This window comes from Xanthocytophaga agilis (assembly GCF_030068605.1).
Lineage (GTDB): Bacteria > Bacteroidota > Bacteroidia > Cytophagales > 172606-1 > Xanthocytophaga > Xanthocytophaga agilis.
The window spans coordinates 204,497-231,184 of sequence record NZ_JASJOU010000010.1 but is presented as its reverse complement, the minus strand read 5'-3'; the positions used below and the strand labels follow the sequence as shown (position 1 = coordinate 231,184).

General features: G+C 38.0%; 20 protein-coding genes. 13 read left to right on the top strand and 7 right to left on the bottom strand.

The genetic code is table 11. From position 1 onward, the window contains the following. Nucleotides 1–225 precede the first annotated feature (225 nt). The 4 genes from QNI22_RS25740 (at nucleotide 226) to QNI22_RS25725 (ending at nucleotide 6,157) form a co-directional block, all read left to right on the top strand. On the top strand, nucleotides 226–3,288 hold the full coding sequence (locus tag QNI22_RS25740; RefSeq protein WP_314515048.1) for an amidohydrolase family protein: 3,063 nt from the start codon (nucleotides 226–228) through the stop codon (nucleotides 3,286–3,288). A gap of 146 nt (nucleotides 3,289–3,434) precedes the next feature. Next, entirely contained in the window at nucleotides 3,435–4,253 is an 819-nt protein-coding gene (locus QNI22_RS25735) for a sterol desaturase family protein (protein WP_314515045.1), read from the top strand. A gap of 26 nt (nucleotides 4,254–4,279) precedes the next feature. Further along, nucleotides 4,280–4,795, top strand: a complete 516-nt coding sequence (locus QNI22_RS25730) for an O-acetyl-ADP-ribose deacetylase (protein WP_314515043.1) — start codon at nucleotides 4,280–4,282, stop codon at nucleotides 4,793–4,795. A gap of 75 nt (nucleotides 4,796–4,870) precedes the next feature. Further along, nucleotides 4,871–6,157, top strand: coding sequence for an amidohydrolase family protein (locus QNI22_RS25725; RefSeq protein ID WP_314515041.1), 1,287 nt, complete (start codon nucleotides 4,871–4,873; stop codon nucleotides 6,155–6,157). Between the two features lie 79 nt (nucleotides 6,158–6,236). Here QNI22_RS25725 and QNI22_RS25720 read toward each other — a convergent pair whose 3' ends face one another. The 3 genes from QNI22_RS25720 to QNI22_RS25710 all read right to left on the bottom strand — a co-directional run bounded on the left by QNI22_RS25720 (nucleotide 6,237) and on the right by QNI22_RS25710 (nucleotide 11,672). After that, nucleotides 6,237–7,025: a proline and serine-rich protein 1 family protein gene (locus QNI22_RS25720; RefSeq protein ID WP_314515038.1), complete on the bottom strand. Its 789-nt coding sequence runs from the start codon at nucleotides 7,023–7,025 to the stop codon at nucleotides 6,237–6,239. Between the two features lie 212 nt (nucleotides 7,026–7,237). Continuing rightward, nucleotides 7,238–9,979 (bottom strand): non-ribosomal peptide synthetase, encoded by a 2,742-nt coding sequence (locus QNI22_RS25715; RefSeq protein WP_314515037.1) that lies wholly within the window; start codon nucleotides 9,977–9,979, stop codon nucleotides 7,238–7,240. 364 nt (nucleotides 9,980–10,343) lie between these two features. Further along, nucleotides 10,344–11,672, bottom strand: coding sequence for a glycoside hydrolase family 140 protein (locus QNI22_RS25710; RefSeq protein ID WP_314515034.1), 1,329 nt, complete (start codon nucleotides 11,670–11,672; stop codon nucleotides 10,344–10,346). Between the two features lie 218 nt (nucleotides 11,673–11,890). On the opposite strand from QNI22_RS25710, the gene ispE reads away from it, so the two are divergent. The 5 genes from ispE (at nucleotide 11,891) to recG (ending at nucleotide 18,404) form a co-directional block, all read left to right on the top strand. Beyond that, nucleotides 11,891–12,706: a 4-(cytidine 5'-diphospho)-2-C-methyl-D-erythritol kinase gene (gene ispE / locus QNI22_RS25705; protein ID WP_314515032.1), complete on the top strand. Its 816-nt coding sequence runs from the start codon at nucleotides 11,891–11,893 to the stop codon at nucleotides 12,704–12,706. A 144-nt stretch (nucleotides 12,707–12,850) separates the two neighbouring features. Beyond that, nucleotides 12,851–13,918: a tetraacyldisaccharide 4'-kinase gene (lpxK, locus tag QNI22_RS25700; protein ID WP_314515031.1), complete on the top strand. Its 1,068-nt coding sequence runs from the start codon at nucleotides 12,851–12,853 to the stop codon at nucleotides 13,916–13,918. Nucleotides 13,919–13,933: 15 nt separating this feature from the next. After that, nucleotides 13,934–14,830 (top strand): PhzF family phenazine biosynthesis protein, encoded by an 897-nt coding sequence (locus QNI22_RS25695; RefSeq protein WP_314515028.1) that lies wholly within the window; start codon nucleotides 13,934–13,936, stop codon nucleotides 14,828–14,830. Nucleotides 14,831–14,873: 43 nt separating this feature from the next. Then, nucleotides 14,874–15,938, top strand: coding sequence for a magnesium/cobalt transporter CorA (gene corA, locus QNI22_RS25690; protein ID WP_314515026.1), 1,065 nt, complete (start codon nucleotides 14,874–14,876; stop codon nucleotides 15,936–15,938). A 321-nt stretch (nucleotides 15,939–16,259) separates the two neighbouring features. Then, nucleotides 16,260–18,404 carry an ATP-dependent DNA helicase RecG gene (gene recG / locus QNI22_RS25685; protein ID WP_314515023.1) on the top strand — a complete coding sequence of 715 codons (2,145 nt, stop codon included), beginning with the start codon at nucleotides 16,260–16,262 and terminating at the stop codon, nucleotides 18,402–18,404. Nucleotides 18,405–18,438: 34 nt separating this feature from the next. Here the strand turns inward: recG and QNI22_RS25680 are convergent, their stop codons facing one another. Next, complete coding sequence (locus QNI22_RS25680; protein ID WP_314515020.1) at nucleotides 18,439–19,440, bottom strand: glycosyltransferase family 61 protein; 1,002 nt, start codon at nucleotides 19,438–19,440, stop codon at nucleotides 18,439–18,441. Between the two features lie 33 nt (nucleotides 19,441–19,473). Here QNI22_RS25680 and QNI22_RS25675 point away from each other — a divergent pair, with 33 nt between their 5' ends. The 3 genes from QNI22_RS25675 to QNI22_RS25665 are packed head-to-tail and all read left to right on the top strand — an operon-like array spanning nucleotide 19,474 to nucleotide 22,785. Beyond that, a complete protein-coding gene (locus QNI22_RS25675) occupies nucleotides 19,474–20,475 on the top strand; it encodes a glycosyltransferase family 2 protein (protein WP_314515019.1) in 1,002 nt (333 codons plus the stop codon). Further along, a complete protein-coding gene (locus QNI22_RS25670; protein ID WP_314515018.1) occupies nucleotides 20,472–21,389 on the top strand; it encodes a glycosyltransferase family 2 protein in 918 nt (305 codons plus the stop codon). Before QNI22_RS25675 ends, QNI22_RS25670 begins: the two co-directional genes overlap by 4 nt. Beyond that, entirely contained in the window at nucleotides 21,364–22,785 is a 1,422-nt protein-coding gene (locus QNI22_RS25665; RefSeq protein WP_314515017.1) for a hypothetical protein, read from the top strand. The genes QNI22_RS25670 and QNI22_RS25665 overlap by 26 nt, the downstream gene beginning before the upstream one ends. Before the next feature lie 13 nt (nucleotides 22,786–22,798). Here the strand turns inward: QNI22_RS25665 and QNI22_RS25660 are convergent, their stop codons facing one another. The 3 genes from QNI22_RS25660 to QNI22_RS25650 form a co-directional block, all read right to left on the bottom strand. Beyond that, complete coding sequence (locus QNI22_RS25660) at nucleotides 22,799–23,980, bottom strand: aspartate aminotransferase family protein (RefSeq protein WP_314515016.1); 1,182 nt, start codon at nucleotides 23,978–23,980, stop codon at nucleotides 22,799–22,801. A 71-nt stretch (nucleotides 23,981–24,051) separates the two neighbouring features. Then, nucleotides 24,052–24,813: a DUF6048 family protein gene (locus QNI22_RS25655; protein ID WP_314515015.1), complete on the bottom strand. Its 762-nt coding sequence runs from the start codon at nucleotides 24,811–24,813 to the stop codon at nucleotides 24,052–24,054. Further along, nucleotides 24,761–25,336, bottom strand: coding sequence for a DUF6452 family protein (locus QNI22_RS25650; protein WP_314515014.1), 576 nt, complete (start codon nucleotides 25,334–25,336; stop codon nucleotides 24,761–24,763). The genes QNI22_RS25655 and QNI22_RS25650 overlap by 53 nt, the downstream gene beginning before the upstream one ends. Nucleotides 25,337–25,544: 208 nt before the next feature. Here QNI22_RS25650 and fbaA point away from each other — a divergent pair, with 208 nt between their 5' ends. Further along, entirely contained in the window at nucleotides 25,545–26,618 is a 1,074-nt protein-coding gene (gene fbaA, locus QNI22_RS25645; protein WP_313977024.1) for a class II fructose-bisphosphate aldolase, read from the top strand. Nucleotides 26,619–26,688 lie beyond the last annotated feature (70 nt).

Genomic DNA, 26,688 nt, shown 5'->3' with positions numbered 1-26,688 from the left:
AATTTGAGAAATTATGATTTTTCTTCTTCGCTTATCCAACTATATAACCATTCTTCCTTAATTATCTCCGATAAGACTTCTGAGTTTATAAGTTTGTAAAAATCCAGCCGATGTATATTTTATTCGCTATTCTTCTATAAATGCAATCCTTTCTTTGGTTCAAAAAGCTTATTTCTTAATTTTACCCAAATCCTAACCTTTTATTATTCAACAAAACCATAAACCATGAAGAAAACTCTACTGGTGCTGGTCGCTGCCGGAATTTTTAGTATTCGGGCATGGGCACAGCCAACTACTTTTCCACGCAATGGGGTATATGATGAACGTCCTCAGTTATATGCCTTTACCAATGCAACTATCCATACAGACTATCAAACTATTATTAGCAATGCCACTTTAGTAATTCGAAATGGTATAGTAGAGTCAGTTGGTACAGGTATTGCTGTTCCAACTGGTGCTGTTGTAACAGATCTAAAGGGCAAACACATTTATCCTGGTCTGGTTGATATTTACTCAGATTATGGAATGCCTGAAGTCAAAAAGGAAGGATTTAGTTGGGGTGCATTCTACCTTCGTCCACCTCAGTATGATTCTGGCAAAAAAGGAGCTTATAACTGGAATGAAGCGATAAGACCTGAAAATTCTGCTGCAGACATATTTGCCATAGATGCAAAGAAGGCAGAAGAATTGAGAAAGCTGGGTTTTGGTGCTGCTTTAATTCATAATCCCGATGGTATTGCCCGAGGAACAGGAGCTGTAGTACATCTGGGAGCAGGAAAAGAAAATGAGGTGTTATTAAAATCAAATGCATCAACCCATTTCTCTTTTGATAAAGGCTCTTCCAAACAAATTTATCCGGTTGCATTGATGGGATCTATTGCTTTGATTCGCCAAACGTATCTGGATGCAGACTGGTATAAAAAGGGTGGCAATAAAGTGGAAAGGAATTTGTCTCTGGATGCCTTTAACCAACAACGGGCTTTACCTGCTTTCTTTGAAGCTAATACACGACTCAATATTTTACGAGCCGATAAAATTGGAGATGAATTTGGTGTTCAATACATTATTAAAACAAAAGGTGATGAGTATGCCCGTCTGGATGAGGTAAAAGCAACGAATGCACCGTTGGTTGTTTCATTGGATTTTCCTAAACCATTTGATGTAGAAGATCCGCTGGATATGGTAATGGTCCCTTATGAAGATATGAAACATTGGGAACTTGCACCCTCCAATCCTGCAGCATTGGCAAAAGCAGGTATCCCTTTTGCTCTTACTGCCGCAGACCTGAAAAATAAAGCCGACTTCTGGGCCAATCTTCGAAAAGCTATAGAATATGGACTGGATGAAAAAATAGCATTAAAAGCTCTTACAATTACTCCAGCAACACTCCTGAAAATGGATAATCAGATCGGCTCTTTGAAAAAAGGAATGCTAGCTAACTTTCTGATTACTTCGGATAACTTGTTTGGCAAAACCACTATTATTTATGACAACTATATAGCAGGAAACCGTTATACAGTTACAGGTATGCCAGATGTTGATATTCGGGGTGAGTATAATCTGGCTGTAGGTGGTCAGAATTATAAAATGACCATTGCAGGCATGCCAGAGAAACCAGAAGTAAAAATTGGGGTAGCAGATACTGGTAAAGCTGTCGCAAAAGCCATACTAAACAATTCTCTGATTTCTATTTCTTTCAAAGCAGATAAAAAAGACAAAGCTGAAATCCGCCTTACTGGATGGCTTACAGGAAACAATCTGAAAGGTGAAGGGATGCTGACAGATGGTAAAGCTGTAAAATGGGTAGCCACCTACAGTGGAGCTGTAAAACCTGAAGCACCAAAAGAAAATAAGGCAGACACAAAGAGTGCTGTCGCTGATTTAGGAAAAGTAGTATATCCGTTTATTGCTTTTGGCGTAGAAAATAAGCTGAAGGCAGAGGATATGCTGATCAAAAATGCTACAGTGTGGACCAATGAGGCAGAAGGAAAACTGGAAAATGCAGATGTATTGATAAAAGGAGGTAAGATAGCTCAGGTTGGAAAAAACTTATCTGCCGCTGGAGTGAAGGTTATCGATGGTACAGGTAAACATTTGACGGCAGGGATCATTGATGAACACTCTCACATTGCTACAGAGTCAGTTAATGAACTTCAGGCAAGTACAGCAGAAGTACGTATTGGTGATAATGTAGATTCTGAAGATATTAATATTTATCGCCAATTGGCTGGTGGTGTTACTACTTCTCAAATCCTGCATGGATCTGCAAATCCTATTGGAGGGCAATCTGCTTTGATCAAGCTTAAGTGGGGAGAAGGTCCTGAAGAACTGAAGATTAAGAATGCTGATGGATTTATCAAATTTGCCTTGGGTGAAAATGTGAAGCAGTCTTCTTCTATGACATCCACTCGTTTCCCCCAAACACGTATGGGAGTTGAACAAGTGATGATGGATGCCTTTATACGTGCCAAAGAGTATGATCAGGCTCTGAAGAAATACAATCCAAAAGATCCAAATGCCGTACCGGTCCGCCGTGATCTGGAACTGGACGCACTAGCTGAAATTCTGAATCAAAAACGCTTCATTACCTGCCACAGTTATGTCCAGTCAGAAATCAATATGCTAATGCATGTAGCAGATTCTTTAGGGTTCAAAATCAATACATTTACTCATATTCTGGAGGGATATAAAGTTGCGGACAAGATGAAATCCCGTAATATCAATGCATCAACTTTTGCAGACTGGTGGGCATACAAGATGGAGGTGCAGGATGCCATTGCTTATAGTCCTACATTGATGAATAAGGTTGGTTTGAATGTAGGAATCAATTCTGATGATGCAGAGATGGCACGTCGACTGAATCAGGAAGCTGCTAAAACTGTAAAGTATGGTGGCACAACGGAAGAGGATGCTTTGAAAATGGTAACATTAAATCCTGCTAGAATGCTACATCTGGAAAATCGTATAGGAAGTATTAAAGCAGGTAAAGATGCCGATCTGGTGTTATGGAATGGCAATCCATTATCTATTTACTCCCGTCCAGAAAAAACCATTATTGAAGGTACAATTTACTATGACCTGGAGCGTGATATCAAAATGCGTGAAGAACTGCAGAAAGATAGAGCACGCATTGCAACCAAAATGCTTGCCGCTAAAGCAAGTAATCCACAAGGTGCCCAGATGCCAACACCTAAAGTAATGCGTCACTACCATTGTGATAGTTTATTCGGAAATGAAGGTACTTGTGGAAAGGCAAAAACATTTATGGAAGTGCATTTCTCAGAATAATAGAAACAGGCTAATGGCTATTAATTTATTCATTAGCCTGTTTTGCTTTTTTAGAAGTAAGTTCTACAGAAAATTAACTATTTAAAGATCGTTTTTTAGAATATTTTTGGGTTTTAAAATCACCACCGTTTTAAAAGATACCCAATATGGAAGTTAAATTATTATCGTACACAGTACCCTTATTTGCATTCTTTATTGTATTAGAAATGGTCATTAGTGCATGGCTAGGCTATCGGGCTTACCGCACCAAAGACACGATTGTGAATCTTGCCTGTACATCATTGAATTTTGGCTTTGATGTATTGATGAGAGGTGTTCAACTAGCAGTGCTTACGTTTGTGGCTATCTATTCTCCTTTTCACTGGCAAAAAAACTGGCAGTATTGGATATTGCTTTTTCTTGCAGAAGATCTGGCTTATTATACTTTGCATGTGGTAGACCATTATTGTCGGTTTTTCTGGGCTATTCATATTACCCATCATTCTTCAGAACAGTTTAACTTGACAGTAGCTATCCGTTCTTCTGTATTTCAGCCTTTGTATCGCTTTTTCTACTTTATCCCGTTAGCTCTGGTAGGTTTTGAGGCGTTGGATATATTATTTATGTATGCGGTGAGTCAGACATATGGCTTCTTCGTACATACGGAAATGGTTGGTAAACTGGGTATATTGGAATACATACTGGTTACCCCTTCACATCATCGGGTGCATCATGCTTCTAATGAAAAATACTTGGACAAAAATATGGGTATGGTATTGATTATTTGGGACAGGATTTTTGGGACATTCAGAGAAGAAGAAGAAAAGCCCGTTTATGGAATTACTACCAAAATGGAGTCAGATAATCTGTATGAGGTAGTCACCTATGAATGGAAACATATGTTGAAAGATCTACAACAGGATATTTCCTGGAAGCAAAAACTAAAATATATTTTTGGAAGACCCGGCTGGCGACATGATAAGTAATCAGATTAAACGATTCTAAATTTTATATGACTATCGAACTTCTCAAAGGTGATATTACAACAATACCTGTTGATGTCATTGTAAATGCTGCCAACAGTTCATTATTGGGAGGTGGAGGAGTAGATGGGGCTATTCATAGAAAAGGAGGCAAAGCTATTCTGGAAGAATGTATACAGATTCGGAATCGTCAGGGAGGCTGTGCTACAGGTGAAGCGGTATACACAACAGCAGGTAATCTTCCTGCAAGGTATGTCATTCATACGGTAGGACCTGTATGGAATGGTGGAAGCAATAACGAAAGCCTGTTATTGGAAAGCTGTTATCTTAATTCACTACGTATTGCCAATGAACTTACTCTAAAAAGCATTGCATTTCCTAACATCAGTACAGGAATCTATCATTATCCCAAACAACAGGCGGCAGAAATAGCTATACATGCCGTACAGACGTTTGGAGAAGAGGAAAGTTCTTTGGAACAAGTGTTCTTTGTGTGTTTTGACGACGAAAATTATCAAATATATCAAAAGATATTATCAAAATAGGGTTGTGTCGGAGATAGTCAGTCAACTAATATTATACATAATTGCCTAACCTAACATACTTAAACCAATACAATCATGAAGAAAATTTATCTTTTGCTTTGCTCTGGATTGTTGTGTGCTGCATCTCTTCAGGCACAGCCCCCTATTATCGCAAAACCACAATCTAAAGCTATTGCTTTGAAAGGAGCCACTATACACATAGGCAATGGTCAGGTTGTAGAGAATGGAGTTGTCGTGTTTGAGAATGGGAAAATTACAGCAGTTGGTAATGCACAGACAAGTACTGGAAGTGCAGAAGTGATAGATGCAGCAGGTAAACATATTTATCCGGGAGTGATAGCTCCCAATACCAATCTCGGCCTTGACGAAGTTAGTGCAGTGAAAGCAACTCAGGACAAAGTAGAAACAGGAATGCTGAATCCAAATGTACGTTCTTTGATTTCGTACAATACAGATTCTGAACATATTTATGTTACAAGAGATAATGGCGTCTTGATCGCTCAGACAGTACCTGAAGGCGGGGTGATCTCAGGGACATCTTCTGTAGTGCAGTTGGATGCCTGGAACTGGGAAGATGCTGCTTACCGCAAAGACGACGGAATCTGGATGACTTGGCCTGCCATGTTTTCGATGGGAGGACGACTTGAAGCGGGCACAGTCAAAAAAAATGATAAACGTGGAGAAGTTATGGGTGAGTTGGATCGTACATTTAAAGATGCTTATGGTTACTCACAGATTAAAAATCCAAGTCCTCTAAATCTGAAATTGGAAGCTATGAAGGGATTGTATGATGGTACAAAAACCTTATTTATTCATACTGATTATGCAAAAGAGATTGTTGAGGCTGTCAACTTTGCCAAATCTCATAATGTGAAGAAATATGTAATAGTAGGAGGAGATGACGCATACCTGATTATCGATTTTCTGAAAGAGAATAATGTACCTGTATTGTTAAATTCCCTTCATCGTTTGCCAGGTCGTACAGAAGAGGATGTAGATATGCCTTATAAATTACCAGCTATCTTGCACAAAGCAGGTATTCTGGTAGGGTTGGCTTACGAAGAAACACCTTACAACTACCGGAATGTACCTTTTATTGCTGGCCAGGCTGCCGGTCATGGACTTTCTAAAGAAGAAGCACTACAAATTGTGACACTTAACAATGCTAAAATTCTGGGGATAGACACTCGTACAGGTACTCTTGAAACAGGAAAGGATGCCAATATTGTTGTTTCTACTGGTGATTTACTGGATATGCGTACCAATAACGTAATACAGGCATTTATTCAGGGACGCCAGATAGTGCTGGATGATAAGCAAAAGCGTTTGTATAAACGCTTTAGTGAGAAATATGGGAAATAGTATTTGAGAATTCTATTCTAACAAAAGAGCCTACTTGTAATCCACAAGTAGGCTCTTTTGTTACATACAGATGCAAGTTCTATCTATACATCTGCAGATAACGTTGTAGTTCACGGGCATTAGAAGAGAAATCAAATGCAGAAGATACCATGTAATAGTTTTGCTTGTCACAGGTCCGTTCATATACACGTTTGGCAAATTTTAATCGGTTATGGTCAAAGCTTAGTAACCGCATCAAGTCTCTCACATCTACTGACATAATATTGGATCGCATAAGGGCAGTATGTATAATGGCAAGTTTGTCTTCATCAAAAGAAGTTTGCTGCACAGTTGTCTTTAGACGGGTAGCTTCCCCTGGAGATAGAACAGGGAAAGGGTTATTACAATCACAAACAATAGTTCCTGGACGAGGATAACCGTTTTGCGAAGGTTGTTGGTTATAATTTGGTTCCTGAGAATATCTTTGCTGTCCATACCGTTCTAGATTACGCAAACTCATCTCCTCATCTGTATAGGTTTGGTTGCGGGATATTGGTTGAGTTGTTATGATTTCTGTTTCGTTAGCCCAGTGGATCTGTGCTGTTTTATTGACAACAATGATAAAGTAACTTGTTTCTCTTTGGTTAAGCAAGGAGACATTACTCTGCATATTGTATACTTCTCCATTTATAGTAGCTGTAATGCGAACAGTATAGGTTCCTGCATTTAAGTTTACGAAGCGAACGTATTGCTCATCTTCCAAAGTCTGGTTATTAATAACAACTTTCAATTTATAACCAGCAGGTGCAGCGAAGGTTACATTCGCCTGACCAAAAGCAGTATAACCTGATACAAAAAATATACATAGGAAAGTAATAAAGAGTCTCATAGTTTATCAGATTTTATCGGTAGATTCTGATATAGATTAAATCAAAGCATATGCCAATTTGTATGAATGAAGACTCTTTTCCAGATATTAAATGCCTAAAATAGATGATTGTACACAAAATGTAGATCACCACTTACAATTCTTATATAAACAAAGAGTCTGTCTCACAAAGACAGACTCTGATAAAGCTGATCTATTTAGCTGGCAATAGCTTATGCCAGTTGTTTCGAATACGTATTTTCCTGAGTTTTTATACTATTATCGAGGTACTTCTGTACAATCTGCGCTGTCATCTTTGTTGTATGGTCATGCAGGAATAGATCAAAATGATCAGCAGGAACATCATGTATAGAAAGTTTCCCTTTTACCAGTTTATTCCAGCCAAAACTTACATTCTTTAACAAACGAGTCTCATTATTCAGTGAACGAAACAACACCAGATCACCTTTATAAGGTTGCATCCGATAATTATAATGAGCTACATAACAAGCTGTACGTATCTTGTCTTCTGTTTCTACCAGCTTTTCATTTAATTCGTCTGATTGCATGTGTTCAGCTTTCATTACTGTAACTGGCTGCTTATTCAGTTTTGCATCTACTTTCTTTTTTAACTCATGAGTAATTGAACCTATTTCTTCCTGCATTACCTTCCATTTGTTCGTGTCTTTATAATAGGTTTTATCTAATGGATTTGTAAGGAACAAAAGAGCATTTTTGGCCAGATATGGTAACTGTACACGTGAATTAAATGGAAATCTGGCAGGAGGATAAGTATCAAACATAAAGAGTTGGTTTACTTCATATCCACGAGCTGTTAAGATTTGAGCCATTGCATAGGCAACAGATCCTCCTGAAGAATATCCGGCAAGGTTATATGGTCCTTGTGGTTGCACTTCCAGAATCTGTTCAATAAAATATTCCGCCATTTCTTCATTTGAATTTAATGGCTCTGTTTTTCCATCCAGCCCTACTGCCTGCAAGCCATATACTGGCTGATCAGGGTCCAGATATTCTGCTAAACGATATACATATTCAATTCCTCCGGAATTGGGATGTGTACAATAGATGGGAATTTTGGAACCTTCTTTTCGAACAGGTACAAGACATTTCCACGCATCACTTAAACTCTGATTGAAAATGAGCTTCTTCAGATCTGCGATTGTTGGATGAGAGAATAAGATGGAGGTAGGCAGGCGATTACCTGTTTGACGCTCAATTTCTCCAATAACACGAGCCGCCAGCAGGGAATTGCCTCCTATCATAAAGAAGTTATCATGAATGCTAATGTGCTCCAGCTTCAATACACTTTTCCAGATTTCCCGAATTACATATCCAATAAAGGTTTTCGGCTCTACATGATTGCCTTCATGTGTAGTCAGTTCTTCTGCTGTTGGAGGTATGACTTTTCCATCAGCATCCAGTAATCCCAGTAGTGAAGGTAACAAGCGTCTCTGAACCTTGCCTGTAGGACCTTTAGGTATCTGATCAACAAAAATAACCCGTCCAGGCACTTTATAGTGAGCAAAATGCTGTGCAACAAAGGCTTTTACATCCATTGCTGTCAGTATTCTACCTTCTCTTTTTACAATAGCTACTGCAACATCTTCACCCAGTAATTCATGGGGGATTGAAAAGGCTGCAACTTCTGCCACACTTCCATGTGTGATTAACAAATCATCCAGTTCTCTGGGTGATACCTTTTCGCCTGCTCTGTTAATGATTTCCTTGATACGACCGGTGATAAAGAAATACCCATCTTCATCAAAATAACCCTGATCACCTGTTCTAAACCATCCATTGATAAATGCAGATGCATTTGCTTCAGGATTATCAGCATATCCTTTGGTTACATTTAATCCTTTTGCTACAATCTCTCCAGTTTGTCCGGCAGACAAAAAGTTTCCGTTTTCATCCATTATGGCCACTTCTGTACCTGCAGGAATCCCTACAGATCCTATCTTACGAGCCATTGGTGGCATAGGGTTAGAGAGAATATGTGAAGCCTCTGATAGTCCATATGATTCAATTAATGGGACTCTAAACGTACTTTCTATCGCATTTAAAACACTTGGACTTAGACTTGCAGAGGCTGAGCGAATAAATTTCAATGTATGATTTTTAACGATATCTGGGTACACACTAGCTCTCTCCAGAATAGCCTGGTGTACTGTTGGTCCTGCTGTATACCAGGTTGGATATGTATCACGCAGATACTCAAAGAATGTATCTACTTCAAATCCATTTGTACAGATAATTGTACCACCATGTACCAAAGTTGTAAACAGAACGCCAATTAGTCCATGTACGTGAAATAGCGGTAAGACATTTAATGATCTGTCTTCTGATGTAAGCTTCAGTGTTTGTGTTGTGTTCCAACCTGCCAGATAAATATTCCGGTGTGTTAAAGGTACGATCTTAGGACGAGAAGTAGTACCAGATGTATGTAGTACCATAGCCACATCTTCCAGACCTGCATAAGGAGCTGCTTCTGTTATCCAATCTATGTTTACAAAATCAAAGGCTCCGGCAGGTGCAGTTGAGTTAGCTTTAATCTCAATAATAGGAATATTTTTTTCCTGTGCTACCTGGCGAGCTACTGTATCAAAACCTTCATAGGTAAATAACGCCTTTACGTTGAGATCTGTGAAAAAGAACTCGAACTCTGAATACCTGTATGAAGGATTCATAGGGGCACAGGTTGCTACCATTGTTAATGCCAGGAAAGCCAGTTTGGTTTCTGGTGTTGTTGGCATAATCATAGCAACACGATCATTATGCCGGATTCCCAGGGAGTACAGAACATCCGCAGCTTTCCTGGAATGCAGATAAGCCTGCTGATATGTTAGTGACTCTCGATTACGTGCAAATAAAAAAACTTTGTTAGGTTGATAGCTTGCTTGATGTTTTAGCAGATTTTCTACAGACAATGCTGTCGCAACAGTTTCAGATTTCATAATCAAAGTTTAAGGGCGTTAGACGGGTGTGGTTACACAAATAAGTAACTTATCAAGAGTAAATCTATCTGTCTATTTAAGAGAAGCTAAGCTGGAAGTAGTAGTTAGAAACAATACATTTTCACTTTCTAGTGAATCCGCATTTTTGTCAGCGTAAAATCAATTCTGATGAAATAAGATCTTATATTATTTTTTTAGTAAACGCTTGAAAATTAAGTGTAAGAAATACCACTAATTAATATACTGAAGCTTGTTTAGGTAAACACTTTCGATGCAAAAAGTGAAAAGATCTTTGAAATCTTACATTGTTATTGTCTGGAATATAAAAATAGGTAGGTAATGACGTTTGTCTATCGTCTTCCAATCACAGTTTTATACCTGGTACTCCAAAACCTCTGGTATAATCATCAATTACCAATACCCAGTCATTACTTCTGAATAATTCTCCTGGGGCTTTGAACATTCTAAAGTTCTGGCCAAAAACTTTTCCAATAGAAGTCGCAATTCCTGTCTTGGGATTATACCACCAGGCAACTAATTGTTGGCTTGAAAGCCTGGTCATGTTCATCGTTATGGATTCACCATTCGGAACATACACAAAAGCAAAACTTCCATCTGAAGCCAAGGCGGCTTTTACGTGACCAATTTGTGAATCAATTAAACCAACAATTGTTTGGTCTGGTAGTAGTAATTGCCAGGGACGAGATTCAAATAGCTGACGCATATATCCTAGTTGAGAGGCACCTGGATGTTTTAATGCCTCATTCCATGACGTACGAGCTGCTGATATAGGTTTTCTATCTATCTGCCAGAATTGCCAGATATTGTGATTTCCATAAGTGTGTCCACATGCACCTGATAACATAGACCAGTAGGCTGCCTGTCGGATATCAAAGTCATCGAAATATCCATTCTCTATCCGCCAGTTTACAGGATGATCTTCATAACGGGGCTCTCCATCCAGTACAGGTTTTGTGGGTGTTTTGTGGTAATCATTTAGAGTAAACTTGTAGTTAGGAAGGTTTCTGGTAACATGGCCAGATTGAAACATATTAAAGTCGAGCCAAAGATCATTATGAAACACTTCGGAAGACGTATGATCGCCCATAGGATGAAAGGTCATAAGTTGTGTATTACCTGTTACACTGCGAATTCCTTCTGCCATTGCACAAATAACTTCTTTATGATTTTCAGTTTCTATAGGACGATCTCCACCAAGTATCCATATAATTGGATAATTTTTATAGCGATTGGCAATCCATATTCCGTATAACCGGGCATTCTCAACTGTAAATATTTCAGGTCCTGCACCCCATTTTTTATTCCATTTATCTCCCCAGGTAGGTAATAGTCCTGTAAACAAACCAAGTGAAGCTGCCTTCTGTATTATGTAGTCAACATGCTCAAAATATTTCTCGTTGACTTTTGTAGGATCTTTGTCAATTAATGGGAACTCTCCGTAGGGATTTGATACAGTAAGTCCATCCAATTCTGCCAAAGCAACTGCCTGTATAACTGTGAAACCTTTACTGGCACGATCTTGCAGATACAAATCTGCTTCATTTCTGGTTAATCTGTGAAACAGTTCCCATGCAGTGTCCCCAAGATAAAAAAATGGTTCACCGTTATCGTAAGTCAAAAAACGCTTGGTTGTATTAACTTTTAAACGCTGGGAGTTTTCTAAAAATGACATGTTTACTAAGGGATGATTATCTGAAATGGGATCAGAACAGATTGGCTCGGAATGGTATGAAACAAAATGATTTATCTGATGATAGAATGCAATTCATATAAATTTACCATTTTTCATAGCATTTGTTTCCTCAATCCATATTTTAGTTCTTTGTATGAATTATTTACTATCTTACTAAGATACCATTTTCTTGCCAATTAAGAATATACTATAATCTGATGTTATCTTTTCCAAATGCTAAAATTAATCTGGGTCTTCATATTACAGAAAAAAGACCTGATGGCTACCATAACCTTGAATCCTGTTTTTATTCTGTTGGATGGACAGATGTACTTGAGATCATAGAATCTGACAAGCTAACTTTTACCAGTTCCGGTATCTCAATTCCAGGCAACCCAGACAGCAACTTATGTTTAAAAGCTTATAATGCTCTGAAAAAAGACTTTGATTTGCCTTCTGTACATATTCACTTGCATAAAGTTATTCCAATTGGTGCCGGATTAGGGGGAGGGTCGGCAGATGCTGCGTTTACGATTAAACTGCTAAATGAAAAGTTTAATCTGAAGCTTAGCCCTTCACAAATGGAAGACTATATACGACCTATTGGAAGCGATTGTGCCTTCTTCATTCAGAACTATCCCCGTTATTGTTATAATAAAGGTGATCAGTTTGAAGATATATCAGTATCTATTAAAGGATATTATATAATATTAGTCTATCCTGCTATCCATGTATCTACCGGGGAAGCATATGCAGGTATAAAACCTCAAAAGCCCGTTATACCTTTAAAAGAAGTACTTGAACAACCAGTAAGTAGCTGGAAAGATACACTGGTTAATGATTTTGAGGATGGGGTTTTTGCCCGTTATCCTGTCTTAGCAACTTTAAAACAAACACTTTATGATAAAGGCGCCCTTTATGCAACTATGTCAGGTTCTGGCTCCACTGTTTTTGGCATCTTTGAAAAAGAAATCTCTGTTGAAGAAATATTTCCATCGGAATACCTCGTATGGAGCGGATTTCTTCAACAATAATCTATTCCAGAGTACGGAGTTTATTTAAGGTCTGGATTACTACTGATTACAATTGTAACTTAGATAAAATTTGTGAAGTATTTCAATGGATTTGAGAGGAATCAAAATGCATAATTTACTGATTATCTGTATCCATACAGCCTAATGAAAAAACTTTTTGTATTACTACGCTGGTTGTTATTTCCTGTAGCCTGTATCTATGCAACAGTCACAACACTTCGTAATTGGCTTTATTCCAAAGGAATATTCCGCTCCCATTCATTCCCTGTCCCTACTATTGTGGTTGGTAATTTAACAGTTGGTGGTACCGGAAAAACTCCTCACACAGAGTATTTAATCCGATTATTGAAGGATACTCATACATTAATAACTCTAAGCAGGGGATATGGGCGTAAAACAAAAGGATTCCTTATTGCAGATGAGAATACGAAACCACAGCAAATTGGTGATGAGCCCATGCAGTTTTTTCGCAAGTTTGGTAAAGAAATTACAGTGACAGTAGGAGAAGATCGGGTTGCGGCTATTGGAAAAATTTATCGCTGGATAAAGCAAACTGTTAGAAATACCCAACACAGGGTGCTGAATTCTCCACTTATTTTGCTGGATGATGCTTTTCAGCATAGACCTGTCAAACCGTCTTTCTCTATCCTGTTAACAGATTATAATCGCTTGTTTTATAATGATCTGTTATTGCCAACAGGTAATTTGCGAGAAACCCGAATAGGCGCACGCAGAGCTGATGTTGTAATTGTAAGCAAGTGTCCTCCTGATTTGCCCGATTCTGTCCGACAACAGATTTCCTCAAAAATCCGCAAATACACAAAGCTTACCACCCCTGTCTTTTTCTCCAGCATTCGTTATAGTGCTCCTCTGCCATTTTCAGAATTTATACAGAATACATTTTTGAATCAACTTATACTTGTATCAGGAATTGCCCAATCTCATATTCTTGAAGAGTACGTAAAACAGCATTTTGATTGTAGAGTGCATCTAGATTTTAAGGATCACCACGATTATACACAAGCAGATATCAAGACTATACAATCTGCTTGTCAGAAAGCGGGTGTTTCAACAGTATTGACAACAGAAAAGGATTTTGTCAAATTATCACAACTGGAGTTGCCACCTGAAATTTCCTTTTTCTATTTGCCTATTGAGATCTACTTTTTATTTGAAGAAAAAGAAACTTTCAATCAATTGATCATTAATTAAATATCCTGTCAGTTTATGCAAATCCCTTTTCACATTGTGGATGTATTTGCCGAAAAGAAATATGAAGGTAATCAGCTTGCTGTTTTTGAGCACGAAGGGCAACTCAACAAGATACAGATGCTTGCTATAGCAAAGGAAATCAACTTTGCTGAAACTACCTTTATCAATCGGGCAGCAGATAGTTCGTATGGCTTTGAAGTTAGAATATTTACACCTGATCAGGAGTTGCCATTTGCCGGACATCCTACGCTTGGTACCGCTTATATCATTCGCGAAGAAATTTTAAAGCAACCAGTGGCACAAATTATGTTATCCCTAAAGATAGGCGCTATTCCAGTTGATTTTACCGATAATGTGCTTTGGATGCAACAAATAAATCCCAGCTTTGGTCAGACTTATTCAAAAGATGAAGTAGCTGATTTTCTGGGTTTGACCCCTGATGATATTTTATCAGACTTTCCTGTAGAAGAAGTATCAACAGGAATCTTGTTTCAGATTGTACCATTGCGTAGTCTGGCAGCATTGAAATCTATTCAGGTCGATCTGGCAAAGTTTCTGAAATTTCTGCAACATTATAACCGTCACATGGGTTCTAGCAGAATGGGTTGTATGGTATTTACTCAGGAAACCTACGAACCAGATAATCATATTAGTAGCAGAATGTTTTACCCTATGAATAACAGCATGGTAGAGGATGCTGCTACAGGTAGTGCTAACGGTTGTTTATTAGCCTATTTACTTAAGAATCAAGTATTGAGTAATGATTCTCTGCAAATCCGTGTAGAACAGGGGTATGCTATGTCCCGACCATCTTTGCTTTACCATGATGGAAAACGATTGGGCAGAGACCAATATACTATTCGTATTGGGGGAAAAGTACAAAAAGTCTCACATGGATGGTGGGAGGTATGAGGTAAGAAGCAGTAGAATTTTTAAGATTTATCAAGTCACAACTATGTCACAGAAACTGCATCATAATACACAGTGGGTAGGAACTCCTCCGGGAACACTGATCTACATTGGGGATAAACCTGTAGGAAATGTTCGGATAAGTATACATACATATAATCAGGATCGTTTTCAGGTAACCGAAGTTACACATTTGGAGCAATGTTTTCCCAATCATGAAAAAGGGCTTGTGAAATGGGTAGATATGGATGGAATACAGAAAGTAGAGGTAGTAAAAGAAGTAGGAAATGCCTATGGTCTGCATAATCTGGTATTGGAAGATATTTTAAACTCCCAGCTTCGTCCTAAGATAGAGTTCTTTGATAATTACGTTTTTGTATTATGCAAAATGCTGTCTTATGATGATAAAAAGGGTGAAGTGCTTATTGAGCAGGTTAGTTTTGTATTAGGAGATCACTATGTGCTATCTCTACAGGAGGTACCAGGAGATGTCTTCGATCCCATACGGGAACGGATTAAATCCAATGGTAGTAGAATCCGTCGGGGAGGGGCTGATTTTTTACTGTATTCATTATTGGATGTAATCATTGATAATTATTTTCTGGTACTTGAAAAGATTGGTGAGAAGCTGGAAGGCCTGGAAGAAGAGATAAGCCAGTCTCCTTCACGTCAGAATCTGGCTATATTGTATCAGCTAAAACGAGAATTGATTTTTGTACGGAAGGCAGTATGGCCTATGCGTGAGATTATCAATACATTATATCAGGACGAAGGCCCTCTTATTGAGCAAGAGACAAGGAAGTATCTGCGTGATGCCTATGATCATACTATCCAGGTAATTGATACACTGGAATCGTATCGAGATATAGCTGCTGGTTTACTGGATGTTTATTTATCTGGTCTGAGTAATAAGACCAATGATACCATGAAGGTCCTGACTATTATCTCCACTATATTTATGCCTTTGACATTTATTGCAGGTGTATATGGAATGAACTTTGACAATATGCCTGAATTACACTTACGCTACGGCTATTTCTGGACTTTAGGTGTAATGTTTGTTTGCTGTCTTTGTATGATTGCCTGGTTTCGAAAGAAGAACTGGTTATAATAGAATGAGTTAATCCACTTTTCCGAATAACAATGATACTTTCATTGCATATACTTTGATGCCTGTTGTTTTTTACATCAATGTGTAACCTCCTATATATGATTAAGATGAATATAGCTAAAGACTGTTCTTGCTGTTAGGTGTGCATAGTAAACTAATCTATCCAAAATGCGTTTTAAGAGAAGTGAATGCCTGCACCATCTATTTAAAATAGTATGGGCAAAGTACTGGCATAAACTCTTCAGATAGTTATTCGTCTTTAGTTTTGAAAAGATATTAATTTTGTAGCGTGATACTATAAAGCGGTAATCTGAAAATGAAATGATGCAAACTGAAACCATACCCAGCCAGAATGTCAGACGAAGCTTCTTCGATACCAAAATCGAATTCCTTAAAGGTGTAGGTCCTCAAAAAGCTGCTATACTTAATACTGAACTGCGCATATTCACATATGGTGATGTCATTCAGTATTATCCCTTCAGACATGAAGATCGTACGAAATTCTATACAATTCGTGAGATGTATGAAGGAATGCCATATGTACAGATACGAGGCAAGGTTGATTACGTAGAGGAAACAGGAGAAGGAAGCAAAAAACGTTTGATCGCCTATTTTGTTGACAGTACAGGTGAGATAGAATTATTGTGGTTTCAGGGTATTCAGTGGCAAGCCAAAAATTTAAAAGTTAAACAGGAATATGTCATTTTTGGCAAACCTCAGTTTTTTAACGGGAAATATAGCGTTCTACATCCTGAGATGGAACTCTACGACCCTAAAGCTGTACAGCCAAGCGGAGGGCTGCAACCTGTCTACAATCTGACAGAGAAGTTGCGCAAGAAGTTTGTAGGAAGTAAGCAAATAGGGCAAATGGTGAGGCAGGTACTGGACCAGGCAGGTAATCACTTACGGGAAACTCTACCAGAGAATATAATTCAGCATCGCCAACTGATATCTAAGTTGGAAGCGATGGAGAGTATTCATTTTCCTAAGACGGTACATGCATTGGAACAAGCAAAGAACCGACTCAAATTTGAAGAACTTTTTTATATTCAGTTAAAGCTGTTAAAACAAAAGCTAATTCGCAAAGTTGAGTTTCCTGGACAAATATTCAAAAATTCACCAGAAGGGGATACATTCCTGAATGTCTTTTATCGCAAACATATTCCCTTTGATCTGACAGATGCACAGAAAAAAGTGATTCGTGAAATTTACAGGGATATGAGTTCTGGTAAGCAGATGAACCGCCTTTTACAGGGAGATGTAGGTAGTGGAAAAACCATTGTTGCCTTTATCTGTATGTTGATGGCAATAGATAATGGCGCCCAAGCCTGTATGATGGCACCAACGGAGATCTTAGCGGACCAGCATTATAATGGACTGAAACAGTTTGCAGATATGTTGGGTATTCGCATCGGTTGTCTGACAGGATCTACGCGTGCTGCTGCCCGACGTGATATTCATCAGCAGTTGCAGCTGGGAATGATGAAAATTCTTGTAGGAACTCATGCTTTGCTGGAAGATGTAGTACAATTTAAAAACCTTGGCCTTGCGGTTATTGATGAGCAACACCGTTTTGGTGTAGCCCAGCGTGCCCGTCTTTGGCAGAAAAATGACAGCACTCCGCCTCATGTACTGGTGATGACCGCAACGCCAATTCCCCGTACTCTGGCAATGACACTGTATGGAGATCTGGATGTTTCTGTGATAGATCAGCTTCCTGCCGGACGCAAGCCTATTAAGACTGTACATCGGTATGATGCACACCGCTTGCGGGTATTTGGGTTTATGCGGGAGCAATTACAACTGGGACGTCAAGTATACATTGTCTATCCATTGATTGAAGAGTCTGAGAAAATGTCATACAAGAATCTGATGGATGGATATGAGAGTATTGCAAGAGCTTTTCCAGAGTATCAGATTAGTATTGTACACGGAAGCATGAATTCTGGAGATAAAGACTATGAGATGCAACGCTTTCTAAAACATGAGACACACATCATGGTTGCAACTACTGTAATTGAAGTAGGAGTAAATGTGCCTAATGCCAGTGTAATGGTAATAGAAAGTGCAGAGAAATTTGGACTGGCACAATTGCATCAGCTTCGGGGACGTGTAGGTCGGGGAGCAGAGCAAAGTTATTGTGTATTGATGACTGACTATAAGTTAAGCAAAGAAGCACGTACCCGTATTGAAACCATGGTACGTACTACAGATGGCTTTGAGATTTCGGAAGTTGACCTTCAATTGAGAGGGCCTGGCGATCTTTCGGGGACACAGCAAAGTGGTGTGCTGGATTTATTAATTGCAGATTTAGCTAAGGATCAATATATCTTACAGGAAGCACGAGATGCAGCAACACAGGTATTAGAGGCTGATCCTGATCTTTCTTCACCTCAAAATCAACCTATCCGCCGCCATATTGAATCACTTCGCAAAGAAGAAACCAATTGGAGCAGAATAAGTTAAAAGCAGGAAGAGATCAATCTCTTCCTATATACTATCAAGCTAGGAGTGGTTGATATTTTTCCAGTTGTTTAATATCTACAATAATATCATCTGTGCCGCAATAGCTTTCTTTTCCGGTTCCCTTGCATTCTATGCGCAGATAGTCAACATTCATAGCATCAGCAAGATTATAGAAGGCATCCTGCTGATGTTCCTGATGAATAATATCTGTCAGTAAGGTTGCCTGAGAGGAATATAGAAGGTTGCTAAAGCCTGCTCCATGAATGCCTGCTATCTTAGAAGCATTAGTAAATAATTGTATTTGATCTTTTAGTGTAAGATCTTCCAGATATGTTTTTTCGTAACTTAGTTGCTCAAAAAACTCAAATACCTCTGCTTCATTGATAGCACGTCTGTACTTTGCTTTCTCCCTGCTGATGAATATTTTCTTTGTTGTCTTTTGAGGTTGTATTCCTGCCTGACTACGAATCCAGTGTCCTAGTTGTTTAACGACAGCTAATCGATGTGCAAGCCCTCGGGCTGTATGCATAGGTAGCCAAAGCTTTTTTGCCCATACAATCTCATCATCTTTTATTCGTACAATCTCACGAAAGGAAAAAAAACGAAGGTACTCGTCAATAAAACGTGGTGTTTTTTCGTGAATGAGTAAAGTAAGATTAGGTGCTTTTTCCCGAATACTAAATAAACGAGGCAATGCTTCTGTAGTCCAGTGATAATAATTGTCATAGTATGCGTTATGTGCAATCACACAATCTGCTGATACACGTTTGACCTTACCTAAGAGCAGCTTTTTATAAAAAGTAAGAGCATTCTTGTTTTGGGTAAACATAGAGTATACCGACTCCTGTATAATATGTCCATTTTTGAATGCAATCCCATAGGGAGAAATGAGTGTATTGTTCAATTCACATAAATAACAAATAGGTAGTGTTTCTTCCAATCGGATGAAAGGCTCCTCTGATTGTGAAATTTCTTTGTAATTTAGCGGTGAACGACGAGTAATGGTTTCAGCCTCGTATACTACTGTTTTTTTCAAGTCTCAAAACTTTAAATTTTATCTTCAAATACGTTGTCACTTCCGTCTATCAGTATTATTACACCATCCTATAATCAAGGCAATTACCTTGAACAGACTATAGAATCTGTTTTAAGTCAGGGCTATCCTAAGCTTGAATATATTATCATTGATGGTGGCAGTACAGACAACTCTGTCAAAATTATTAAAAAATATGAGAAGCACCTTGCTTTCTGGATTAGCGAAAAAGATAACGGGCAAAGTGATGCAATAAATAAGGGTCTGCAGAAAGCAACAGGAGAGGTTGTGAATTGGTTGAATTCTGACGATTACTATCAGCCTGATACCTTACAAAAAGTAGGTGTAGCTTTTATGAATCCTGATACGTTGGTGCTTAGTGGGCAAGGTAGAGTATTTGATGATTCTGGATTTACCCGTCATTATACAAAAGGAGTAGATGTATATAGTAACAATCTTGCGAAGACAATAGGGTGGGCCAGAATGGATCAGCCAGAAACCTTTTTCAGACACGATGTAATTCGGCATATAGGGCTGCTGGATACTCGCCTGCATTATCTGATGGATCGGGATTGGTGGATCAAGTATTTATTTAGTTATGGATTAAAGGGCATTGTTCAAATATCAGATGTGTTGGTCAATTTTCGTCTTCATCAGAATTCAAAAACTGTCTCACAAAATGCCGCCTTTCAGATAGAACATGATTCTTTTTTTTATGCTCTCGCCAATCAATTTGGATTTACAGATGAGAAGGAGCTAATAGAGAAATGTTTTTCGGTTAAGAAAGATTTTCAGATTCAGATTGTAGACAACTATAGCGCCGAACTTGTAAAACAAGCCTTGCAGTATTATCTTTTATTTAGGGCCGATGAGTCATATGCTGGATTCAGTAATGCGAAAGCCAGACTATTGTTGTCCAATGTAAATCATCAATTACTAACAGATACTGAAAGGGTACTCCTGCGCAAACTGAAACTTCGTACAACTGAACCGTTCGCTACTTTTTTATCTCTGATTCGTAAACTTCGTTCGTCTTGAAACTCAGTATAATTATACCAACAAAAGATCGGCCACAGCTTGTGATTGAAACACTGACTGCTGTTGTCAGAGCAGTGAAAAAAGTCGACAATGAAATTCTTGTAGTAAATGACTCAGAAAAGCCTCTTATTTTACCTGATGCCTTAACCAATGTAGTAACTGTTTTGCGTAATCCTAAGGCAGGAGTGGCATCTGCACGCAATTTTGGTGCAAAGAATGCTATAGGAGAGTTGTTGCTTTTTATTGATGATGATATGCTTATACAAGCAGAAGATATACAAACAACACTCGGTCTGCATCAGAAATATCAACGTTGCTGTATTAATCTGAACTGGATTTATCCGCCAGAGAGAAGTGCCCGGATCGCCCAAACATCTTTTGGCCGATACTTAATTCATTATGGATTTACTTCGTTAAAAGGTTGGAATCGTGGCAATGACTGGAATGATGAAGAAATTTTTGTGACTCATGGAATAACAAGCCAGTATCTTTCCATGACTAAGAAAGATTTTGAAGAGTCTGGAGGATACAATGAGATATTTCCTCATGCAGGCTTTGAAGATTATGAATTTGCAAAAAGACTTCAGGCTTTAGGTTTTATATTTTATATTTATCCAAAAAGCAGATTATTTCATAACGAATCAGATCGTCTGGATCTCAATGCATGGTTGGATAGACGCAGAAGGGGAGGAGCTACCCGAAAAGTAGCTGTAGGATTGGGTTATCAGGAAGTCGCTATTTATTATTCTTTTACCAAAAAAATAATTTTGAATGTATTATCCTTTTCTTCTCCTTTACTTCAATTTGTTGTTAGAATACTTCCCAATAAACCAGCTTTTGATTCAATACATTTCAGAATTGTAAATATTCTCCTTGCCGTTGCTATTTATGAAGGATATAATTCCAAAAAGTGATATCACGAAGATTTGTATTTGCCTTGTTTTACTTAAATGTCTGGTAATAATTTTTAGTGATTGTAATCAGTCAGGACCTAACTCTCCTTTTGCGGAATATCCATTTCAATATTCCCTTAATGTAAATCCAGATGAGATAGACATCGCAACTATAGCTAAAAATTATAACGATGGGTATGGGTTTGCAGCTAATAAGGGGTACTATGCCCGCAAAGATAAACAGATAACAGCATGGAGAACCAGTTTTCCAATATTTATACATATTATTTGCCAGAGAGCTTATACTGTTGCTTATCATAAAAATATAGAATTGACTCCTGCAGATCCCTATTTTAAGGCATATGCTGCTATGATACAGATAATTTCTATTCTATTTTTTGGAGCATCTGTATATTCATTTCATAGAATAGCTAGTTTATTCCTGCAAAATGAAAAGCTGGCCAGCCTTACTACAATTGTATATGGCTTACATCCTGTTGTTTTGTATTATGTAGGTTCTATGACATGCTATGAAAACATTGCATTACCAATTGTTATTATAGTTGTTGGAGTTTATTATAGATATATAAATTTCCAGGAAGACCCATCATTGCGTCTACTGATTGGGACATGTGTGTTGGCCTCATTTGCGACGTTGATTCGTCCTCATACAACCCTTATTTTTTATGGATTAGGAGGAATAGTAATCCTATCCGCTTTAAGTAAAAGAAAGAAAATAAGGTTTTATTTTAGCAATAAAGTTTTTCTTTATCTAGTCATAGGGACTTGGCTGTTAATGATTATAGTTCAGATTCCTATATTCTATAAAAACTACGCTTTATTTGGTAAAATCTTTATCTCTAATCAGGCAGGCTTTAATTTATTACTGGGACATAATGAATATGCAAGAGGATCGTGGTTAGGTAATTCTGGTGTAGGTACTTCCTGGGATGCTTATGTAGTACGACAGATACCCAACATTGCTGAGTTAAATGAATACCAGGAAGCACAGGCTCGGAAAAAAATTGCTTTGGATTGGATAGCTACTAATCCAACCAAGGAAATAGAACTTTCATTACGAAAGATCGCAATCTTCTTTTTGCCCGATAACTATTTACATCCTAAAGAGGTTAATCTTGCTATGACCTTTACAGGGTTAATACACGCTTTATTTTTTATAGGATTATTCATCTATTCATACAACTTGATAAGATCCCGATTTGGCTATGAAATACTCACACAGGTAATGCCTTTTCTTGTAGTTATAGTTACTCTTCTTTTCTCTATTATTTTCTTTGTGGATCATAGATGGCGCTATTATGCAGATCCTTTTATGTTATTAATTGCTATTCATACCTTATTTATCTTCAAGGCCAAGTTCCTGAATAAAGAAAAAGCAAAGTATAATAGTGTGTAATAGTATTATACTATTACTCTATACAATCTAATATAATCATACATGCTTGTTCAATTTGTTCTTCTGTAATGGTAAGAGGGGGGGCTATGCGCATAGAATTATCGCAATGTAAAAACCAATCTGTGATAACTCCGTTCTGGATTGCCTTATCAATAATAGGTTTTAAGACTTCAAACGATTCAAACTCAACAGCTATCATTAGTCCTTTGCTGCGAATACTGCGGATTTTATGATGGATAAGTAATTGTTTGAAGAGTTGTTCCTTCTTTGCAATACTTTCCAATAGGTTATCTTGCTCAATCACTTGTAATGTAGCCAGTGCTGCGGCACAGCTCACCGGATGTCCGCCAAAGGTAGTGAGATGTCCAAGGATAGGATTGTTAGCTAATGCGAACATTATTTCTTTGGATGAAATAAATGCACCAATCGGCATTCCTCCTCCCATGCCTTTGGCACATACAACAATATCAGGAACTACATTATATTGTTCAAATCCCCAGAAAGTGCCTGTACGTCCAAAGCCTGTCTGTATTTCATCCAGAATAAGGAGTGTGCCTGTTTCATTACATCGCTGGCGAAGTGACTTAAAATAGGTATCCTCTGCAATACGAATCCCTGCTTCCCCTTGAATAGTTTCAATAATAACCGCAGCTGTTTTATGCGTTATTTTCGTAAGATCAGATAGAGTATTATACTGAATATGATCTATTCCTGGTAATAAAGGACGATAGGCTTGTTTGAAAGATTCTGCACTGGATAAGGATAAGGCCCCCTGTGTAGATCCATGATAGGAGTTAAAGCAGGAAACTATTTCATGTCGTCCTGTATAACGTTTGGCTAACTTCATTGCACCTTCTATAGCTTCCGCACCTGAATTAGTAAAGTATGCACTTTTCAACGGTTCAGGTAATGTCTTTACTAATGCATCCGCAAGGAGCACTTGTGATGATTGTACAAATTCTCCATACACCATCAGGTGCATATGTTTCTCCAATTGTGCATGAATAGCTGCAATTACCTTTGGATGCCGATGTCCTACATTACTTACCCCAATTCCTGAGATGAGATCTATATATTGCTTTCCTTCTGGAGAGTACATATAAATCCCTTCTGCTTTTTCTATTTCAAGTAATAGTGGAAATTCTGATGTTTGAGCTACATGATCAAGAAATAGCTGCTGGCGATGAGTATACATGGCAATATTGTGTGTCTTTTACAATACTATTTGACACCTGGCAAATGGAAAAGACTTTTACAAATAAATTATTACTTTTTTGGAGGAGTTGCTGGTAATACAGGAGCAGCTTTTTTATCTTTTTTGACCTTCTTCTTTTTAGGGAATGTTGCCGGTTTTTTGAAAGGAATCCGATACGAGACATAATAATTGGCTCCAAATGCTGTAGACTTATCTGCTGCACCATAACCAGGAACAATTATCGGACCCAGATCCGCATTATAGCTTCCGCTGATTTTGAAACGAAAACGTAATGTAAAACCCAGATAAAAGTTTTTCCATACCAATCCTTTGATACCTCCAACGAGTTCTCCCCAATGCTGAGTTGCAGAGGTTTTAGGAATACTACCACTTGAACCACCCCAGATCGTATCAATAACATTATAGTAGCCATAAGAGTAAGTCATTTGACTTATACCATATCTAAGTCCCCAGAATACTACATCATCCCCACCCTTTAATAAGTTTCTTTCGACACCTACACGACCGTAAACGCCATTACTATTATAGTCATATACTTGGTCTTTGCTACTTTTAATATTGGCATAGCCTAACTCAGCTACTCCTAACCAACGCTGATACCCTATATCTGCACTTCCTTCTAATGAAAAGTTCTTCTGATCTTTCATGTAAAAGTTTGCTATCCTGCCTAAATCAAACCCTATACGTAAACCATTGGATAATATGGTATCAGAAGCGGATTTTTGTGAGTAAGCAGGGGTATAAAGTGCAGTAAGGTAACTACTCAGTACGATGGTTAAAAACGATATTAATATTGGGTTGTAAAGTTTCATCAGCAGTTGAGTTGGCGACTGTAACAGTTCTGATCTGTTGGGATGCAGAACTGGTAAAAGTTTCTTTGGTGATATCTATGCCTGTGTATTTGTAATTAAAACCACATCCTTCTGAGACAAAATAGGGTTGTGGCTTATACTTAATTTTTAGTGTATCTGTAAAAACAGATGTTTCATTCTGATTTGCTGCAAGACGTGCCGTATCCCATTTGATTACTAATGAGATACTATCTGCTATCTGTGACAAAGACGCGACAATATTTCCTGTCGGGGTTATTGTATCAATCTGACTTACCGGATAGGCAGAAGGGTTGCCTATACCAGTTACACTAATAATCCGTATAGTTGTATCTTTCTGAGTATAGGTAGTTGTTCCGTTTGAAACTCTTGCAACTCGCACCAGAAAGCGGATGCGCAAACGAGGATCCGTACTGACAGTACATTCTGACTCTGTGCAGGCACTAAGAAACCCACAAAACAGGATTCCTAAAAAAAGAAAGCGTTTAAGTTGTATATAAAACATGTAGACAGAAGTCAAGAAGGATCTGGCAAAAATAATAAACTGTTTCTATTATAGATACATTGAGTAGGATGTAGGTATAATTTCTCAACAAGAATTGTTCCGCAAAAGTAGGGACTTATCGAAAAAATGCGGATATTTTGGCCCTGATTTGCAGAGGAAAAGTTTTTTTCTGGAATTCGTCAAATAATACCTTTAAAATATACAAATAATGAATAACACACTAACTATAGCTCCTGGTGTTGTAACTGGTGAGCAGGTTACCGAACTTTTTCGGTATGCAAATGAAAATGATTTTGCTCTTCCTGCTGTCAATGTAGTAGGTACAAACTCTGTTAATGCAGTATTAGAGACAGCAAAAGCTGTAAACTCTCCTGTTATTATACAGTTTTCAAATGGTGGAGCTCAGTTTTATGCAGGTAAAAGTGTACCTAACGATAAACAACAGGCTACTATAGCAGGTGCTATCTCTGGAGCATTACATGTGCATCAAATGGCAGAACTGTATGGCATTCCTGTAATATTACATACAGATCATGCTGCTAAAAAATTACTCCCATGGATTGATGGATTGTTAGATGCAGGCGAAAAATTCTTTGCACAACATGGTAAGCCATTGTTTAGCTCACACATGATTGATCTTTCAGAAGAACCATTACATGAGAATATTGAGATTTGCGTGAAATATCTGGAACGTATGTCAAAAATAGGCATGACACTGGAGATTGAATTGGGTGTTACAGGTGGTGAAGAAGATGGCGTTGACAATTCAGATGTAGATAGCTCAAAATTGTATACACAACCAGCTGAGGTATCTTATGCCTATGAAGAGCTCTCTAAAGTAAGTCATCGTTTTACCATTGCTGCTGCTTTTGGTAATGTGCATGGTGTATACAAACCAGGTAACGTTAAATTATCTCCAATCATTCTGAAAAACTCTCAGGATTACATTCAGGAGAAATTCAAGACTGGCCCTAATCCTGTTAACTTTGTTTTCCACGGAGGTTCAGGATCATCCAGAGAAGAAATTCGGGAAGCTATTAAATATGGTGCGATTAAAATGAACATCGACACTGATATGCAATGGTCCACTTGGGAAGGTGTTAAAAATTATTATGAAGATAAGAAAGCCTATCTGCAAGGTCAGTTGGGTAATCCTGAAGGACCAGATTCTCCAAATAAAAAATACTACGATCCACGTGTATGGCTGCGCAAAGCAGAAGAATCTATGATCAAACGTTTGAAGGTTGCTTTTGAAGATTTGAATGCAATAAACAGACTGTAATATTTTACAAAGCCTCTCAATTATTGAGAGGCTTTATTTTTCCTATCCAGTGATTTATTTTATGTTGATA

What these genes read in the sequence shown, in the direction of transcription:
- QNI22_RS25655 (WP_314515015.1), bottom strand. Translation starts at nt 24,813, where the DNA reads ATGAAACTTTACAACCCAATATTAATATCGTTTTTAACCATCGTACTG.
- corA (WP_314515026.1), top strand. Translation starts at nt 14,874, where the DNA reads ATGTCACAGAAACTGCATCATAATACACAGTGGGTAGGAACTCCTCCG.
- recG (WP_314515023.1), top strand. Translation starts at nt 16,260, where the DNA reads ATGATGCAAACTGAAACCATACCCAGCCAGAATGTCAGACGAAGCTTC.
- QNI22_RS25740 (WP_314515048.1), top strand. Translation starts at nt 226, where the DNA reads ATGAAGAAAACTCTACTGGTGCTGGTCGCTGCCGGAATTTTTAGTATT.
- QNI22_RS25720 (WP_314515038.1), bottom strand. Translation starts at nt 7,025, where the DNA reads ATGAGACTCTTTATTACTTTCCTATGTATATTTTTTGTATCAGGTTAT.
- QNI22_RS25660 (WP_314515016.1), bottom strand. Translation starts at nt 23,980, where the DNA reads ATGTATACTCATCGCCAGCAGCTATTTCTTGATCATGTAGCTCAAACA.
- QNI22_RS25650 (WP_314515014.1), bottom strand. Translation starts at nt 25,336, where the DNA reads ATGTTTTATATACAACTTAAACGCTTTCTTTTTTTAGGAATCCTGTTT.
- fbaA (WP_313977024.1), top strand. Translation starts at nt 25,545, where the DNA reads ATGAATAACACACTAACTATAGCTCCTGGTGTTGTAACTGGTGAGCAG.
- QNI22_RS25735 (WP_314515045.1), top strand. Translation starts at nt 3,435, where the DNA reads ATGGAAGTTAAATTATTATCGTACACAGTACCCTTATTTGCATTCTTT.
- QNI22_RS25725 (WP_314515041.1), top strand. Translation starts at nt 4,871, where the DNA reads ATGAAGAAAATTTATCTTTTGCTTTGCTCTGGATTGTTGTGTGCTGCA.
- QNI22_RS25715 (WP_314515037.1), bottom strand. Translation starts at nt 9,979, where the DNA reads ATGAAATCTGAAACTGTTGCGACAGCATTGTCTGTAGAAAATCTGCTA.
- QNI22_RS25730 (WP_314515043.1), top strand. Translation starts at nt 4,280, where the DNA reads ATGACTATCGAACTTCTCAAAGGTGATATTACAACAATACCTGTTGAT.
- QNI22_RS25710 (WP_314515034.1), bottom strand. Translation starts at nt 11,672, where the DNA reads ATGTCATTTTTAGAAAACTCCCAGCGTTTAAAAGTTAATACAACCAAG.
- QNI22_RS25695 (WP_314515028.1), top strand. Translation starts at nt 13,934, where the DNA reads ATGCAAATCCCTTTTCACATTGTGGATGTATTTGCCGAAAAGAAATAT.
- QNI22_RS25665 (WP_314515017.1), top strand. Translation starts at nt 21,364, where the DNA reads ATGAAGGATATAATTCCAAAAAGTGATATCACGAAGATTTGTATTTGC.
- lpxK (WP_314515031.1), top strand. Translation starts at nt 12,851, where the DNA reads ATGAAAAAACTTTTTGTATTACTACGCTGGTTGTTATTTCCTGTAGCC.
- ispE (WP_314515032.1), top strand. Translation starts at nt 11,891, where the DNA reads ATGTTATCTTTTCCAAATGCTAAAATTAATCTGGGTCTTCATATTACA.